This window comes from Enterobacter cloacae complex sp. 418I7 (assembly GCF_050030705.1).
GTDB lineage: Bacteria > Pseudomonadota > Gammaproteobacteria > Enterobacterales > Enterobacteriaceae > Enterobacter > Enterobacter intestinihominis.
The window spans coordinates 548,901-564,464 of sequence record NZ_JBLGUU010000001.1; the positions used below are offsets into that span (position 1 = coordinate 548,901).

General features: G+C 44.2%; 11 protein-coding genes, 1 tRNA gene and 1 pseudogene. 9 read left to right on the forward strand and 4 right to left on the reverse strand.

Annotated features, from left to right (window positions below; all coding sequences use genetic code 11):
* Positions 1 to 233 precede the first annotated feature (233 nt).
* Positions 234 to 1,238, reverse strand: coding sequence for an ornithine carbamoyltransferase (gene argF, locus ACQG0S_RS02645; protein WP_023299201.1), 1,005 nt, complete (start codon positions 1,236 to 1,238; stop codon positions 234 to 236).
* On the reverse strand, positions 1,208 to 1,303 hold the full coding sequence (gene argL / locus ACQG0S_RS02650) for a putative translational regulatory protein ArgL (RefSeq protein ID WP_213014385.1): 96 nt from the start codon (positions 1,301 to 1,303) through the stop codon (positions 1,208 to 1,210). The genes argF and argL overlap by 31 nt, the downstream gene beginning before the upstream one ends.
* 99 nt (positions 1,304 to 1,402) lie before the next feature.
* Here argL and rraB point away from each other — a divergent pair, with 99 nt between their 5' ends.
* The 8 genes from rraB (at position 1,403) to ACQG0S_RS02690 (ending at position 11,188) form a co-directional block, all read left to right on the forward strand.
* On the forward strand, positions 1,403 to 1,828 hold the full coding sequence (rraB, locus tag ACQG0S_RS02655; protein WP_017694625.1) for a ribonuclease E inhibitor RraB: 426 nt from the start codon (positions 1,403 to 1,405) through the stop codon (positions 1,826 to 1,828).
* Between the two features lie 46 nt (positions 1,829 to 1,874).
* A complete protein-coding gene (miaE, locus tag ACQG0S_RS02660; protein ID WP_048966662.1) occupies positions 1,875 to 2,633 on the forward strand; it encodes a tRNA isopentenyl-2-thiomethyl-A-37 hydroxylase MiaE in 759 nt (252 codons plus the stop codon).
* Between the two features lie 30 nt (positions 2,634 to 2,663).
* The gene (locus tag ACQG0S_RS02665) at positions 2,664 to 3,386 is read left to right on the forward strand and encodes a hypothetical protein (RefSeq protein ID WP_048966661.1); all 723 of its coding nucleotides are present in this window, start codon (positions 2,664 to 2,666) and stop codon (positions 3,384 to 3,386) included.
* 106 nt (positions 3,387 to 3,492) lie between these two features.
* Positions 3,493 to 3,577: transfer RNA gene (locus tag ACQG0S_RS02670), tRNA-Leu, on the forward strand.
* Between the two features lie 331 nt (positions 3,578 to 3,908).
* Positions 3,909 to 5,408: a type I restriction-modification system subunit M gene (locus ACQG0S_RS02675; RefSeq protein ID WP_048966660.1), complete on the forward strand. Its 1,500-nt coding sequence runs from the start codon at positions 3,909 to 3,911 to the stop codon at positions 5,406 to 5,408.
* Between the two features lie 5 nt (positions 5,409 to 5,413).
* Complete coding sequence (locus ACQG0S_RS02680) at positions 5,414 to 6,904, forward strand: type I restriction-modification system subunit M (RefSeq protein WP_202815650.1); 1,491 nt, start codon at positions 5,414 to 5,416, stop codon at positions 6,902 to 6,904.
* Positions 6,905 to 8,119, forward strand: a complete 1,215-nt coding sequence (locus ACQG0S_RS02685; RefSeq protein ID WP_048966658.1) for a restriction endonuclease subunit S — start codon at positions 6,905 to 6,907, stop codon at positions 8,117 to 8,119. It begins immediately after the preceding gene.
* A gap of 6 nt (positions 8,120 to 8,125) precedes the next feature.
* Positions 8,126 to 11,188: a type I restriction endonuclease subunit R gene (locus ACQG0S_RS02690; protein ID WP_048966657.1), complete on the forward strand. Its 3,063-nt coding sequence runs from the start codon at positions 8,126 to 8,128 to the stop codon at positions 11,186 to 11,188.
* A gap of 80 nt (positions 11,189 to 11,268) precedes the next feature.
* On the opposite strand, the gene ACQG0S_RS02695 is transcribed toward ACQG0S_RS02690, so the two are convergent.
* Both ACQG0S_RS02695 and ACQG0S_RS02700 read right to left on the reverse strand, forming a co-directional pair.
* Complete coding sequence (locus ACQG0S_RS02695; protein ID WP_426749989.1) at positions 11,269 to 13,170, reverse strand: N-6 DNA methylase; 1,902 nt, start codon at positions 13,168 to 13,170, stop codon at positions 11,269 to 11,271.
* Between the two features lie 86 nt (positions 13,171 to 13,256).
* A complete protein-coding gene (locus ACQG0S_RS02700; protein ID WP_426749991.1) occupies positions 13,257 to 14,900 on the reverse strand; it encodes an AAA family ATPase in 1,644 nt (547 codons plus the stop codon).
* Positions 14,901 to 15,163: 263 nt separating this feature from the next.
* Between ACQG0S_RS02700 and ACQG0S_RS02705 the strand changes: the two are divergent.
* A pseudogene (locus ACQG0S_RS02705) lies at positions 15,164 to 15,373 on the forward strand (hypothetical protein); the annotation flags it as partial.
* Positions 15,374 to 15,564 lie beyond the last annotated feature (191 nt).

A 15,564-nucleotide genomic window follows, 5' to 3' on the forward strand; every position in this document is an offset into this window, starting at 1 on the left:
GGGCATCAGGCCGCATCGCCGCCTGATTCGCCCGGCGGCGCTGCGCTTGCACGGGCCTACGGGTTGTGTTTTCTCCCTCTCCCTGTGGGAGAGGGACAGGGTGAGGGCATCAGGCCGCATCGTCGCCTGATTCGCCCGGCGGCGCTGCGCTCGCACGGGCCTACGGGCTGGGTGTTCTCCCTCTCCCCGTGGGAGAGGGCCGGGGTGAGGGCACCAGACCGCAGAGGAGTCAATCACTCCCCAAGCGTCGCCACCATCACCGCCTTAATCGTATGCATCCGGTTTTCCGCCTGGTCGAAGACGATGCTCGCCGCCGACTCAAACACCTCGTCCGTCACTTCCATCCCGCCGTGCAGATCGAACTCCTTCGCCATCTGCTTGCCGAGCGTAGTCTGGTCGTCATGGAACGCCGGCAGACAGTGCAGGAACTTCACGTTCGGGTTGCCGGTGAGCGCCATCATCTGCGCGTTCACCTGATACCCGCGCAGCAGCGCTATCCGCTCCGCCCACTTCTCCTTGGCTTCGCCCATCGACACCCAGACGTCGGTATAGATAAAGTCCGCGCCTTTCACGCCCGCCGCCACGTCTTCCGTCAGGGTGATTTTCCCGCCGTGCTTTTCCGCTAGCGCACTGCACTCCGCCACCAGGCTCTCTTCCGGCCAGCAGGCTTTCGGGGCCACCAGGCGTAGATCCAGCCCGGTCAGCGCCGCCGCTTCCAGCATCGAGTTGCCCATGTTGTTGCGCGCGTCGCCCGCGTAGACCAGCGTCATCTCGTTAAACGCCTTGCCCGGCAGGTGCTCCTGCATGGTCAGCAGATCCGCCAGCAGCTGCGTCGGGTGGAACTCGTTGGTCAGCCCGTTCCACACCGGCACGCCCGCGTACTGCGCCAGCGTTTCGACCACTTCCTGGCCGTGGCCGCGATACTGAATGCCATCGTACATCCGCCCGAGCACGCGTGCGGTATCCTTAATTGACTCTTTATGCCCAATCTGGCTGCCGCTCGGCCCTAAATAGGTAACGCGCGCGCCCTGATCAAATGCGGCAACTTCGAAAGAGCAACGTGTACGGGTTGAGTCTTTTTCGAAGATGAGCGCGATGTTTTTGCCAGTAAGCTTTTGTACTTCCTTGCCATTTTTTTTATCGGCTTTGAGCTGTGCGGCAAGAGTCAGCAGAGAAGTGAACTGTGCAGGGGTAAAGTCGAGCAATTTCAGAAAGTGTTTCTTGTACAGATCAGACATTTTATCCTCGCATGGCGAACGCCAATTATTGAATTAAAATTCACTTTATATGTGTAATTATTCATTTGCAACCCCGTTTCACAAATCTTTCCAACAAAGGTGGAGGCAAACCCGTCCGTGTGTGAAAATAGAAGTATCTGCCGCACTTTAAAGAGGATTGACCCATGGCAAACCCGGAATTACTGGAAGAGCAACGCGAAGAGACGCGTCTGATTATTGAAGAACTGCTGGAAGACGGTAGCGATCCGGACGCGCTGTACACCATCGAACACCATTTCTCTGCGGACGACTTTGAAGCGCTGGAAAAAATGGCCGTAGAAGCCTTCAAGCTGGGTTACGAAGTGACCGAGCCGGAAGAGCTGGAAGTGGAAGAGGGCGACACCGTCATCTGCTGCGACATCCTGAGCGAAGGCGCGCTGAAGGCGGAGCTGATTGACGCGCAGGTAGAACAGCTGATGAACCTGGCCGAGAAGTTTGAAGTGGAATACGACGGCTGGGGAACCTACTTCGAAGATCCGAACGGTGAAGACGGCGAAGAAGGCGACGACGAAGATTACGTCGACGAAGACGACGACGGCGTGCGTCACTAAGCGTTTCAGGCGGTGGCACGCGCCACCGCTTTTTCAAGGCAGAACCATGGATTACCCGCAGATACTCGCCCCCGTACTCAACTTCCTCCAGTGCCCGACCCCGCAAGCATGGATTGATAAAGCCCGCGACCCGGCGAACCTGCCGTTGCTGCTCACCGACCACATGGTGTGCGAGCTCAAGGCCGCCCAGACTGCGCTATTACTCGTGCGTAAATACGTCGCCGACGAAAGCGGTGCCGATGCGCTGCTCGACTGGCTCAAGCCCTACGAACAGTTCACCTTCCGCGACGGCCCGGAGCCGGACTTCATCGCCCTGCACAGGCAGATTGGCAAAAGCGTGATGCCCAAAACCGACGACCCGTGGGGACAGGCGCTCATCGACAGCATGGTGCTGCTGATTAAAGAGGAGCTGCACCACTTCTGGCAGGTGCGCGAGGCGATGCTGGTCCGCGACATTCCGTACGTCAAAATCACCGCCAGCCGCTATGCCAAAGGGATGCTGAAGGAAGTGCGCACCCACGAGCCGCTGACGCTTATCGACAAGCTCATTTGCGGCGCCTACATCGAAGCCCGCTCCTGCGAACGCTTCGCCGCGCTGGCCCCGTTTCTCGACGACGACCTGCAGAAGTTCTATCTCTCGTTGCTGCGCTCGGAAGCGCGCCACTATCAGGACTACCTGACGCTGGCTCAGCAGGTGAGCGACGACGATATCTCACCCCGCATACAGCTTTTTGGCGAAATTGAAGCCACACTTATCTCGACACCGGACCACGAGTTTCGCTTCCACAGCGGCGTGCCGGTGTAAACCGGCATAACTCAAGGATAAGGATGCGAGATGAATAAAAAGTGGACCCGTATTGTGATTGTCGTCATTGCGGCTGCCGCCGTGGCGTTCTGGGTGTTTTTCGACAGGCAGCGCGCCCCGGAAAGGCAGATGGATAACGCCCTCAACGCGATGCCCGCCTGGCAGGTGATTAAGGAGCAGGAGCCCGCGCTGCATCAGCGCATCCTCGACCAGATGGCCGCCCTGCAAAAAGCGGGCGAGCCGGAGCAGCAGATTATCGACACCATCCAGCCGCAGATCCTGCATCTGCAGATGACGCGCCTGCAGAACGCCCCGGACGCCAACGTGGTGAACTACATGACCATCAATATGGAGCAGACCGCCGCCATCCAGAAGGTGAGCGACGACGCCTGCTTCCGCTTCCTCTACCCGATGGTGAAGGGCGGCATCAACCCGATGCGCATGCTGGATAAAGACCTGATGGCGCGGCGCATGCAGGCCGATGCGGACATGATGCGCGCGGCCTACGGCAAAAACCGCCACACCGTGACGCCTGCCGAACGCGAGGCGGCTGTCGAGGATGTCCGACCGATTATGAAGCAACTTGCCGATCAGTACGGCGAGGACATCCAGCTGCTGCAGATGCCGGAGAAGGCGGTGGGCAAAGAGAAGCTCTCCTGCGATATGGTGCAGGAGATGTGGGCCAAGGTGCTGGCGCTGCCGGAGCAGAAGGCGGCAGGGGTGATTCGGCTTGCGGTATCTGAGCTGGAGTGACGAAGGGCGCTGGTTTTTTGGGCACTTAGCGCGGGTTTCGCGCGTCGTCGCTTGCATGGCGGCGCGCGACAGGTATAATCCACAACGTTTCCGCATCCCCTTCAGTGCCGAAGTGGCGAAATCGGTAGACGCAGTTGATTCAAAATCAACCGTAGAAATACGTGCCGGTTCGAGTCCGGCCTTCGGCACCAAAAGATGCAAATCAAAGTCGCTTAAGGGCGGCTTTTTTTGTTTCTGAAATTCTTGAAAAACGCTATTCCCAATCACGATGCTGGCGCTGTCATGATGAAGTTATAATTATAATCATGCATAACGACACTAATCACGCCTGATGTTAAAAAGGCTGGTTTATAGGCGTAATAATTCTTACGATACTAGCCTACCGGCTGAGATGTTAACTCCATAACACTATGCTTCCAAAAGTCTAACGACGAAGGCTGAAGTAAAAGTTTGCTTTTCAACTACAGCATAGATGTTTTGTTGTACAAGGCTCCGGCGTCGCAGAATCGAAAAGAGAAAACAATGACACTGATTAACCTAAAAGATCTCGAGGCCCATCTTTGGCATGCAGCCCATATCATCACTGGGCCTATTGATGCGTCAGATTACAAAACGTACATTTTCCCTATCCTGTTTTTCAAGCGCGTTTGTGATGTATATGACGAAGAATTTGCCGATGCGATGGAGAGCGTTGGGGATGCAGAGCTTGCCAAGGGGAAGATGTTTCACCGTATTCAGATACCAGAGAATTGTCACTGGCGTGATGTATTCGCTGAAACCAAAGACATCGGCCAGGCATTGAAAGACTCCTTCCGTGGAATAGAACTGGCAAATCCTAAACTGCATGGCATTTTTGGCGATGCCAGCTGGACCAATAAAGAACGCCTTTCTGATGAGTTACTGGCTACGTTACTCAATCACTTCAATAAGGTGAACCTTGGCGTTTCAAGTGTCCGTGACGATGATATGGGGCGCGCATACGAGTATCTGATCAAACGTTTTGCAGACAAAGCTAATAAGAAAGCCGGTGAGTTCTACACCCCACGTACTATTGTTCGCTTGATGGTTAACATTCTTGATCCAAAAGCTGGTGAGAGTGTCTACGATCCCGCCTGTGGTACTGGTGGTATGTTGCTCGAAACTATTCACCATGTAAAAGAAAACGGTGGAGATCCGCGTCTGCTAAAAATCAAAGGTCAGGAAAAAAACCTGACCACCGAAGCCATCGCGCGAATGAACCTGTTCCTGCACGGTCAGGAGGATTTCGATATTGTTCGCGGGGATACGCTACGTGAACCTAAGTTTTTGCAAAGCGATCGTTTAGAAACTTTCGACTGCGTTGTTGCCAACCCACCATTTAGCTTGAAAGAATGGGGATACGATCTGTGGTCGAACGATCCCTATGGGCGAAAGCAATACGGTCTTGCGCCTAAAACAAATGGTGATTTTGCTTGGGTGCAGCATATGTTTGCTTCACTTAACGGTAATGGGCGTATGGCTGTCGTATTACCTCATGGTGTGCTGTTTCGTGGTGGCGCTGAGGGGGTAATTCGAACCAAATTGCTGCAAGAAAATCGCATTGTGGCGATTATTGGTGTCGCTTCCAATTTGTTCTACGGCACTGGTATTCCTGCGTGTATTTTGGTGCTGCGCAAATCACGCCCGGCAACGCATAAAGATCATGTATTGATCATTAATGCTGAAGAAATCTATACCAAGGGGCGTGCGCAGAATACGCTGTCCAACAAGCAGGCTGATGACATATACCAAATTTACCATAGCCTTGCTCAACAGGGGCCGGATGCAAAAGAAATCGAAGGCGTTGCGCGCTGGGTACCTCTGAAGGAGATTGAAGAGAATGACTTCAATCTTAATATTGCTCGTTATGTGCAAAAACCACTCGAAGAAGAAACCATTACTGTGGAAGAAGCGCTCAAAGATTTTCAGCGGAAGCAGGCTGAACTGGAAAAAGCAGAAGAGGAGCTGGAAGCCCTGCTTATCAAAGAGGGGTTCGAGGTATGAGTACTATGAGTAACAAAAAGCTGGAAGAGCTGCTCTGGGGAGCCGCCGAATTTCTTCGTGGCCAAATTGACGCATCAGACTACAAGCAGTATGTCTTTCCCTTGCTGTTTTATAAACGCTTGTCAGATGTCTATCTGGAAGAATATAACGAAGCGCTGGAACTCCATGAAGGTGATGATGAATACGCCGCCATGCCGATGTTTCACCGTTTCAACATTCCTGCTGAAGCCAGTTGGGAAAAGGTCCGCAATACCAGTAAAAATATTGGGGAAGCGATCCAGAATGCGCTTCGACTAATTGAAGCCAATAATCCGCGTTTACATGGCGTCTTCGGTGATGCGCAGTGGACCAATAAAGAGCGCCTGCCCGATCATTTGCTGGCTGATCTGATTGAACATTTCAGTAAAATACCGCTCGGTATTAAATCTGTCGCCCAGGATGATCTTGGCGAAGCCTACGAATACCTGATTAAAAAGTTCGCTGATGATTCCGGTCATACGGCAGCAGAGTTCTACACCAACCGAACAGTCGTGCATTTAATGACGCGCATTATGGAATTAAAACCGGGTGAAACCGCCTATGATCCGACGTGCGGCACTGGCGGGATGTTGCTAAATGCAGTGATGGATCTCCGTGCAAGAGGTGAAGAGTGGCGCTCTGTGCACCTTTATGGTCAGGAAGTGAACCTGCTGACTTCCGCAATCGCCCGTATGAATATGTTCCTGCACGATATTGAAGAGTTTGATGTGCTGCGCGGTGATACCTTGGCTGAGCCAAAGTTTATTGAAAATGATCGTCTCAAACAGTTTGATGTGATTTTTGCGAACCCGCCGTACTCCATCAAAAAATGGAATCGTGACAAGTTTGCAGCCGATCCTTATGGTCGTAATCTTTATGGTGTACCACCGCAGGGTTGCGCTGATTATGCATTTTACACTCACATTATCAAAAGTTTAAAACCCGATACCGGTCGTGCTGCTATGCTTTGGCCACATGGTGTTCTGTTCCGTGATTCTGAACAAGCCATTCGTAAACAGGTGATTGAATCCGACATAATCGAAGCGGTGATTGGTTTGGGACCAAATCTGTTTTACAACTCGCCGATGGAATCTTGCGTGGTGGTGCTTAATTGCAATAAGCCTGCTGAACGCAAAAACAAAGTGTTATTTATCAATGGGGTTGAGTATGTTACCCGTGAACGGGCCCATAGCCGTTTATCTGATGATGACTTATCGGTGCTATATGAAGCTTATCTTAATCCTGAGAGGCAAAATAATATCACTGCGTTGGTGGATATCGACGTTATTAAGGAGAATCTGTATAACCTGTCGATTCCACTGTATGTGCAAGCACAAAGTAACGGTGATGCATATAATATTGAACATGCAATTGAGGCATGGAAAGTAAGTCGCACTCAACTAAAAAAACAAACTAATAAATTATTCCAAAGCCTTGCAGAGCTTGGATATAACGTTGAAAGCAAGGTAGAGAAATAAATGACAGAACAGCAATTACCTGAAGGCTGGCAAATGGTGAAGTTTGGCGATATCGCTAAACATATCTCTAAACGAGTGGAACCGAGCGAGACAGACCTTGACATTTATGTCGGTTTGGAGCATTTAGACCCTGACAGCCTGAAAATCAAACGTCATGGTACACCCAGCGACGTTGAAGGGCAGAAGCTTTTAGTGAAAAAAGGTCAGATTATTTTTGGCAAGCGTCGTGCTTATCAACGTAAGGTTGCTGTAGCTGATTGGGATTGTATTTGTTCAGCTCACGCAATGGTTCTGGAAGCTAATCAAAATAATGTTATTCCAGAATTTTTGCCTTTTTTTATGCAGTCTGATGTATTTATGAATCGGGCAGTAGCGATTTCAGAAGGTTCTTTATCACCTACAATAAAATGGAAGGTATTAGAACGTCAGCTATTTATATTCCCAGAAAAAGTAAAACAAGAGCAGTTACTGGAAGAGCTTAAGAAAGCAGAAAAAGTTACTGCAATATCAGATGCTCTAATTGTTCAACTAAATAAAACTATAGGATGCATGTATCAGGAAGTCTTTTGCTCGAAACTTGGAGTGAATGATTTTTCTAAATATCCGATTAAAATTAAAGCAAATGTGGACGTTGTACCATTAAAAAATCTACTGGTGTGTAAACCTCAAAATGGATTATTCGTTAAGAAAGATGTAGAGCAAGAGGTTAAAAGTTTGTTTCTTAATGTCGTCGACGGCTATGTAAATTCTTACTCTACTACGGATAATCGAGAGTATGTTACTTGCAGTCTTTCAGATTTGAAAAAATTTAATTTAAAGAGCGGCGATGTACTCTTTAACCGCTCATCACTTGTGAGATCAGGTATTGGTTGGCCGTTTTTAGTGAGGCAGGAAGATAATACTGCTACGTTTGACTGCCACTTAATCAGAGTAAAATTAAATAAAGAGAAAATACTTCCTGAATATCTATATATATATTCTCTTTCTCCTTGGGCTAGAAAATATTTTTTATGCGTGAGTCAGACAACTACGATGACCACAATAAGCCAAAGTGAAATAGAGTATTTTCCAGTACCAGTACCAAGTCTGAAAGTACAAAAGGAAATAGTTGATATCTTTTCTAAGTTATTTTATTTGCAAGATCAAATGACTAATTACAAGCAGAGTGTATTGAAGTTGATTAATCAATACATATGTGAAACATTGGAAGGATAAAGTTGAATGTTTAACGAACAAACCGTCACAGAAAATGGAATTATCGACCGTTTAAAAGGTTTAAGCGGGGTCAAGTGGACTTACTGCCACGGTGAGAACCTGCCTAAACAAGCGCAGGATATCTTCGTTGATGAGTGGCTAAAAGACGCGCTTTGTTCGTTAAACCCTGATATCGGCAGACAGCCTGACTATGCCGATGAGGTCATTTACAAACTGCGAGGAGTGGTTTTAGAAGCCCGCCATACCGGCTTGGTAAAGGCCAACGAAAACTTCCAGGAATGGTTGATGGCCGACAAAACCTTGCCGTTTGGCGAGAATGGCGACCATATCACCATCAATCTGATTGATTTTGACAATATAGAGAACAACCACTTTGTGGTGGCACAGCAGGTGCACTATATCGCGGCCACTGAAGTCTATTTTGATATTGTCCTGTATGTGAACGGCATACCGTTGGTAGTGGGCGAAGTTAAAACCGCAACGCGCCCTAGCGTGACCTGGCAAGACGGCGCCGCCGACTTCATGGGGGGCAAAAAGTACTATTGGAAAAATGTTGAATCTTTCTTTGTACCTAACCTGTTGTGCTTTGCCAGCGAAGGTAAAACTTTTGCCTATGGTGCAATTAATGCCCGAGTTAAAGACTGGGGGCCCTGGCATAATACTGAGCTTCGTGATGAGATTCTGCCGGGATTAGCATCGGTACTCAACAGCTGCGAGAGTTTGTTAAATCCACAGACCTTATTGCAGCTACTGGAATCTTTCGCATTATTTTCAACCGTCAAAACGGGCAAAAATACTCCGCCTAAACGCGTTAAAATCCTGCCGCGTTACCCGCAATTTGAAGCAGCAAAACAAATCGTTGAGCGTGTTCGTAGAGGCTATCCAAAAAAAGGTCTTATTTGGCATTTCCAGGGGTCGGGTAAATCCTTGTTGATGCTTTACGCCGCCAAAATGCTGCGTGCCGATAATGCGTTAAAAAATCCGACGGTACTTATCGTTGTGGACCGGCGAGATCTGGACAGCCAAATTAATGAAACTTTTGGTGGGGCCGACGTTAAGAATCTGATTAAAGTGCAAAGCTGCAAAAAGTTGGGCGAATACATTGAGCAAGACAGCCGTGGCATTTTAATCACCACCATCTTTAAATTTAAAGATATCGAAATTGACGATAGCAACCCTAATGGCTTGAACAACCGTGACAACATCATTGTGTTGGTTGACGAAGCTCACCGGACTCAGGAGGGTGGATTAGGCGAGAAAATGCGCTGGGCGTTGCCCAATGCCCACTTCTATGGCCTGACGGGTACTCCGATTTCTGGCATTGATCGTAATACATTTAAGTTGTTCGGTGCCGAAGAAGATCCTGGCCGCTATATGAGCCGCTATAGCTATAAGCAGTCGATCCGTGACGGCGCGACTAACCCGGTGAAATTCGAACCTCGGTTGGCTGAACTCCGAGTGGATCGTGATGCTATCAACGAAGAATTCGAGCAACTGGCTACCGAAAACAACTTGGATGAAGAAGAAAAAGCAGCATTGTCCAGACGCGCCGGCAAGCTGGCCATCATGCTGAAATCTCCGAGACGCATGGCTGCGGTGAGTAATGACATTGTTGAGCATTTTACCAGCCATGTTATGCCGAAAAAGATGAAAGGCATGGTTGTGGTATACGATCGCGAAGCCTGTGTGCAGATGTATTATTTGCTCGGTGAAAAGCTCGGTTTTGATGCGGTTGAAGTGGTTATGAACGTTGACCAGGCTCCGGTTAAAGCTGAAGAGGGTGGTAAAAAAGATAAGCTCAACAAGGACTGGCTCAAATGGCATGACGAATTGGAGCTACGTGTTAAACAAGCCGATTTCGAACGCTGGCAGCACATCGATGCGGAAGAGCAGGTACAGAAGGGTCTTATTGAATGCTTTAAAGATCCTGTGCATCCGTTACAGCTTATCATCGTTACCGCCAAGCTGCTTACGGGCTTTGATGCGCCAATTTGCTACTGCATGTACCTCGATAAGCCTCTACGCGATCATACTCTTCTTCAGGCCATGTGCCGAACCAACCGGTTGTATGAAACCGATGATGTACGCAAGGACATGGGATTAATTATCGACTACCTCGGCGTTTTCGAAAATCTGCGTACCGCTCTGGCCTATAATCCTGAGGAAATTGAAGGGGTTGTAGAGGGAATCGAGGCATTTAAAGAGCTATTGCCGTTACAACTGAATAAATGCCTGTCATTCTTCCCTGGTGTGGATCGGTCTATAGAAGGTTTTGAAGGTATTATGGCTGCGCAGGAATGCCTGCCGACCAACGAGAAACGTGATGAATTCGCTGCCAGCTTTGGAGTGTTATCCAAGTTATGGTCAGCTATCAACCCAGACCCTTTTTTGACCCCTTATCGTCAAGACTATAAATGGCTGGCGCAAATTTATGAATCGGTGCGTCCGGTGGGGCAGACAGGTGCGCTTGTTTGGGCTGCGCTTGGTCCTGAAACCATCAAAATGATCCATGAGCATACTGATATCAATCGTATTCGCGATGATATTGACGAGTTGATCATGGATGAGCACGCAATTTTTACCCTGACGGCTAAAGAACAGGAACAACGCGCAAAACGCCTGGAGATTGATCTTATGGGGCGTTTACGCGGTAGCCATGATCCTAAATTTGTGGCATTGGGTGAGCGTCTGGAAAAACTGCGTCAGGACTATGAAGCTGGTGTTATCAAGGCCATCGACTGGTTGAAAGGCCTGTTGGATGCTGCGAAAGATACCGTACAAGCCGAGCGCGAAACGGGCGAGCGCCCAGTAACTGAAGCTGATAATAAACAGGCGTTGACCAAGCTTTTCCTAGAAACACGCCCGGAAACTACCCCTAAGTTAATCGGTGATGTTGTAGAGCAAATTGATAAAATCGTCAAAGCTACACGCTTTGATGGCTGGCAAAACTCCAACAGTGGCCCGCGTGAAATCCAAAAGGCGCTTTTGTTGACCTTGGCCCAGTTTGGACTAGGGAAAGATAAAGATTTGTTCAGGAAGGCGTATGGGTACATTGAGGGGCATTATTAATATTAGCTTCGGAAGTATAGATATTGCAATGTACTTGCAACTAGTAGCAGGGTGTTTTATAGACACCCTACTACTGTGAACTATTGTATTAAAAGGCCTTTATACAAATTTTCTTTAAGTGCTTGCTTATCATTCATTATTTTTTCAATGAGCTCATTATATTGTTCAAGCGTATTATCTAACTCATCAAGCCACATATTTAATTTATGTTGAGTCGTTAAAGATGGAATGCTAACTTCTACATTTTTTATTTGTGTTGTGGTTAAATATTGCTGAGCGGTGCCAACGGCGAGCCTTCTTAAGTTTAAAGTAGATAGTAATTTTGCAAGGTAGGGTGTTAAAATCTTATTTGGTGAATCATTCTTAATAATTAACGAGTTATTTGTCACCCAAATATCACCTTGAACATACCGAACGTTTCCACAAAGAGCTCCGACCTTACCAATAATAATATTTTCACCATTTTCCATTGCCTCATCATTATATCCAATAACTCCATTTCCGCCATATACAGGAATTGGTCCTGAGGATAATAGTTTATTTTTTTGTAATAAATTTCCAGATTTTATTTTTGCAACATTGCCAACTTTAATTCTCTCAAATTCATATTCATGAGAATGATTTTTTATTGTTGATTCTAGTGTTGCTATTTTTTCTCTTAATAAAGAAAACTCGGCTAGTAATAATTTATTATTACGTATTGTCTGTTCAATGTTAGATATAGAATTACTAAAGAACTCATATGAGTTTCGCTCTTTATCTTTTAAGAGTAAGTCATAAGATAAAGGTGTATCACTCATATCTATAATCCAGGAGTGCTCTGTTATTCTTCTTTTTTTTCCAGAATCTAAAAAATCTATAAAATCATCGAATTTTATAGTATTTGTACGTGAGTATTTTTCACCATTATTTAAATTGTAGAAAAATATTCTATCAGTTGGGCCAGAATTACTTATAAAAAGAATACATAGTTTTACTGCAGTGTAGGGTAATAATGCACCTGACGGTATAGATAAAATACATTCTAAATTATAATTTTTGAAAATTTTATCTTTAAGTGTAATGCATTCTTTACTCACATCATATAAAAAACGCTCTGGTAATATTATGGCTGCTTTGCCATTAACATTGAGAGAATCAATAACGTGCTCCAGGAAGTAATAGTCTAAATTAGGTCCTTTGTAATGGGTGTTAATATGAACGTTATCCCATCCGTTCTTTTTCCCAAATGGTGGGTTAGTTAAAATAAAGTCATATTTTTCATTTGTATAATTTTGTTCTAAGCTATCTTTTAGGATTATTTCAAAATTAAACACTTTATTGATTAAAAGATTAACAATTGAGATTAAACAGGCAAATGATGATGTGTCATTACCAATAAGGGAGTAATTTAAATTGTTGCTCAATTTATTGCTATTAATATGTCGTGCTGACTCTATTAATAAACCTCCGGTACCACATGCTGGGTCGTAGATTGATTTGCCATCTGTAGGTGATAACATTTCAACCATGAGCTGAACTATAGCAGATGGAGTAACATATTCCCCAGATCGACCAGATTCATTAACCATTCTAAGAATTAAAGATTGGTAAGAATTTGCATATTGATAGAACTCTGTGAGTGAATGTATATGTGAAAGAGAATGATCTATATGTTTAATTATTTCATGGTCATTGATATTGTCAATTAAAAAATCGATTTTGCTCATGAGTTTTTCATGCACGTCATGGTTTGTATTTTTTATATCTAACGATAAAATAAAGTTTTCATATAACTGCTTGTAATGAATTTTAATTTCATTAATGTTGTTGCCTGATATGTTTTTTATATCTAAAACCGTTTTATTATGTTCATGCAGATATAATTTTATATAATGAAAAAAAACAAACAATGAAATTAACTCTACCGCTTGTTCAGTATTTCTTATCAAGCTCTTTTTCTTGATTGTTGTAAGCATTTCTTCAAATAAAGAGGCATTCATTTTAATTTCTCCACCAAAAAATTGTACATATTCTCTATATCATCACTAATTTCAGAGGGTGGTATAAGTTCTATATATGAATAAAGTTATGATATATCTAATCCTATACCTTCAGAATCAATTATTTCTGTGATACAAGGTTTTACGTTAAGCCGACTAATTGCTGGATTGTCTCCGGGATTATTTTCTTTTAAATAGCTATTAGCTGGAAGATCTCCATTGTTTATTCTTTCGATAAATCCATGATGAGACAATGCGGTATAAGATAATAAGTAGTTTTTTATTTCTCTTCTTTTCCATGCAAGGAGGTATATTTTATTTTTGTTTTTATTTTCCAACTTCGTTATATGCTTTGAATATTCACTTCCATTGACTTGAACCCCATCTTTTTGATAGGTAATTGGAGCCTCGTCTTTGTCGCAGATCATAAATATTCTTTTGACTTTTTTTTCAGGGTTTGTATTTAAAAGCGAATTAATCCACTCTAATTTTGGTTTTGCGAAATCTTGATTTAAATTATCGTAACCAGAGGACTGTTTTATTGCATGGAGGCAATCTAACTTTGATACATCAAGTCCTTTTTTCTTTGCTAAAGCATAAAAAATAGTCCAATCATTATAATCATCCATTAGTACAATGTTTTCTAGTTTACGACACACTTCGAACTGAACATCTGATATTCTTGTTAAGACAGATAAACGTTCTATTATAGTTTTTATTTTATCGTCTTCTTTTATTTTTCCTTTATCAACAATCTTTAAGTTTTTAAAATCATTATCAGTGGCTGTAATTGAGTCTAATAGATGGGTGGTTGTTATCGCATAACCATTGATACTATGTAGTCGATGCCATAAGAGCTCAATATTCTTGTAATGTAAATGGGAATCTATCTCATCTAATAGGAATAAAGTGTTAGGACTATCAAAAATATCAAGCAGAGAGTATAAAAAGAGTACCTGATACTCCCCATCACTTATATCATTCAGTTCGATATTGTTTTTAAATTCTAGCTGTAATGATGGTTTTATTATAAAGTAATCATTATCTGCTGCTTGAGTGAAAAATGTTATGATAGGATCAAAAAATGAATCTTCTGCTTGTTCAAATGATGGGTTGAAAAAATTTGAATGAGTTAGCAATATCTCTTGAGCTTCAAGTGGAGACTCGAAATCGTAATCAGCATTAACAATATTATTAATGAAACTTTCTAAAGTCCTATGATAAGCTGAATATCTTAAAGTATTTTCAATGCCTTGCTCTTCTTGTGCTAATGCCATTTTTACTCGATTAACGTAAGCCGAATTTACTCGGACCGTCAATGTAAGCTTACTTGATATATCATCACTTTTATCATCTGATGCATCAATATAGCCTTTCTCACATAAAAAACTTCTGACAAGACCATTTGATTTACAAATTGTGGATATGAATATTAGTAACTTTGACCATGATTTATCATAATAACAGCAATCTAAATTAAGTCCTCGATTAGCTTGTCTTTCATGAGAAAGATAATCAGAGAAATACGTTGAGTATTTCTCGTTTTGCCCAGAGGAAAAACAAACAACTTTTGTTTCTGGTAGGTGTTTTTTCGTTAAACAATTAATAAATACAGATTGTAAAACTGAAGATTTGCCAGCGCCATTTTCGCCAATTAAAGCAGTTATCTTTTCAAAAAAGATATTTTGCTCTCTATCATATAAGGTATTTTTGGGTAACATGATTTGCATTTCTATAGTTCCACTTTTTTAATTCTCTATAACAGTCATTTTTAAAATTCTGCTTCCCTTAGTCTGGTCCATTACAGTCTCGACCAAATCATCTTTAACTCTATGACGGTAGCAATGTGCTCTGCCCTATAAGACCATATAATAATCGTTTCTTCTGTACAAACAAATCGTTGCGCTCTTACTCGCTTAATGCACAATTTTCAACCATGAACTATGTCAACATCAACAAAATCAATTGTCTTATTTAAGTCACAGGATGGGGAATGGACAGCAATACTCAAGGATTCACTTCATACTGGCGTAATACCTTAGCTGATGCCGAGTCTGGAAAAGGGGCATTTGAGCGCAAAGATGAAGAGTCATTTAGTCAGTGGATGGATGTCGATCGGGACAGGTTGGATGAAGAGATCGTGCAGTCGTTTTTCGAGGACGAAGACGAGCAGGTTAAGACCGTCGAGGTAATGTTACGTCCGGTCGAAATGTCACCTGTTTTTTGCTATGAGGCGATGATATCACCTCTATTCAGGTGGCCAAATTTAGTGTGCCACTACACGAAAACACTCGATGCTCATACTGCACCTCGGTCGATTCATTCTCTAACACTTGTCTGGACTGCCAAAAAAATCGTCTATAACATAGCCAGTTAGACTACATATGGAGATGT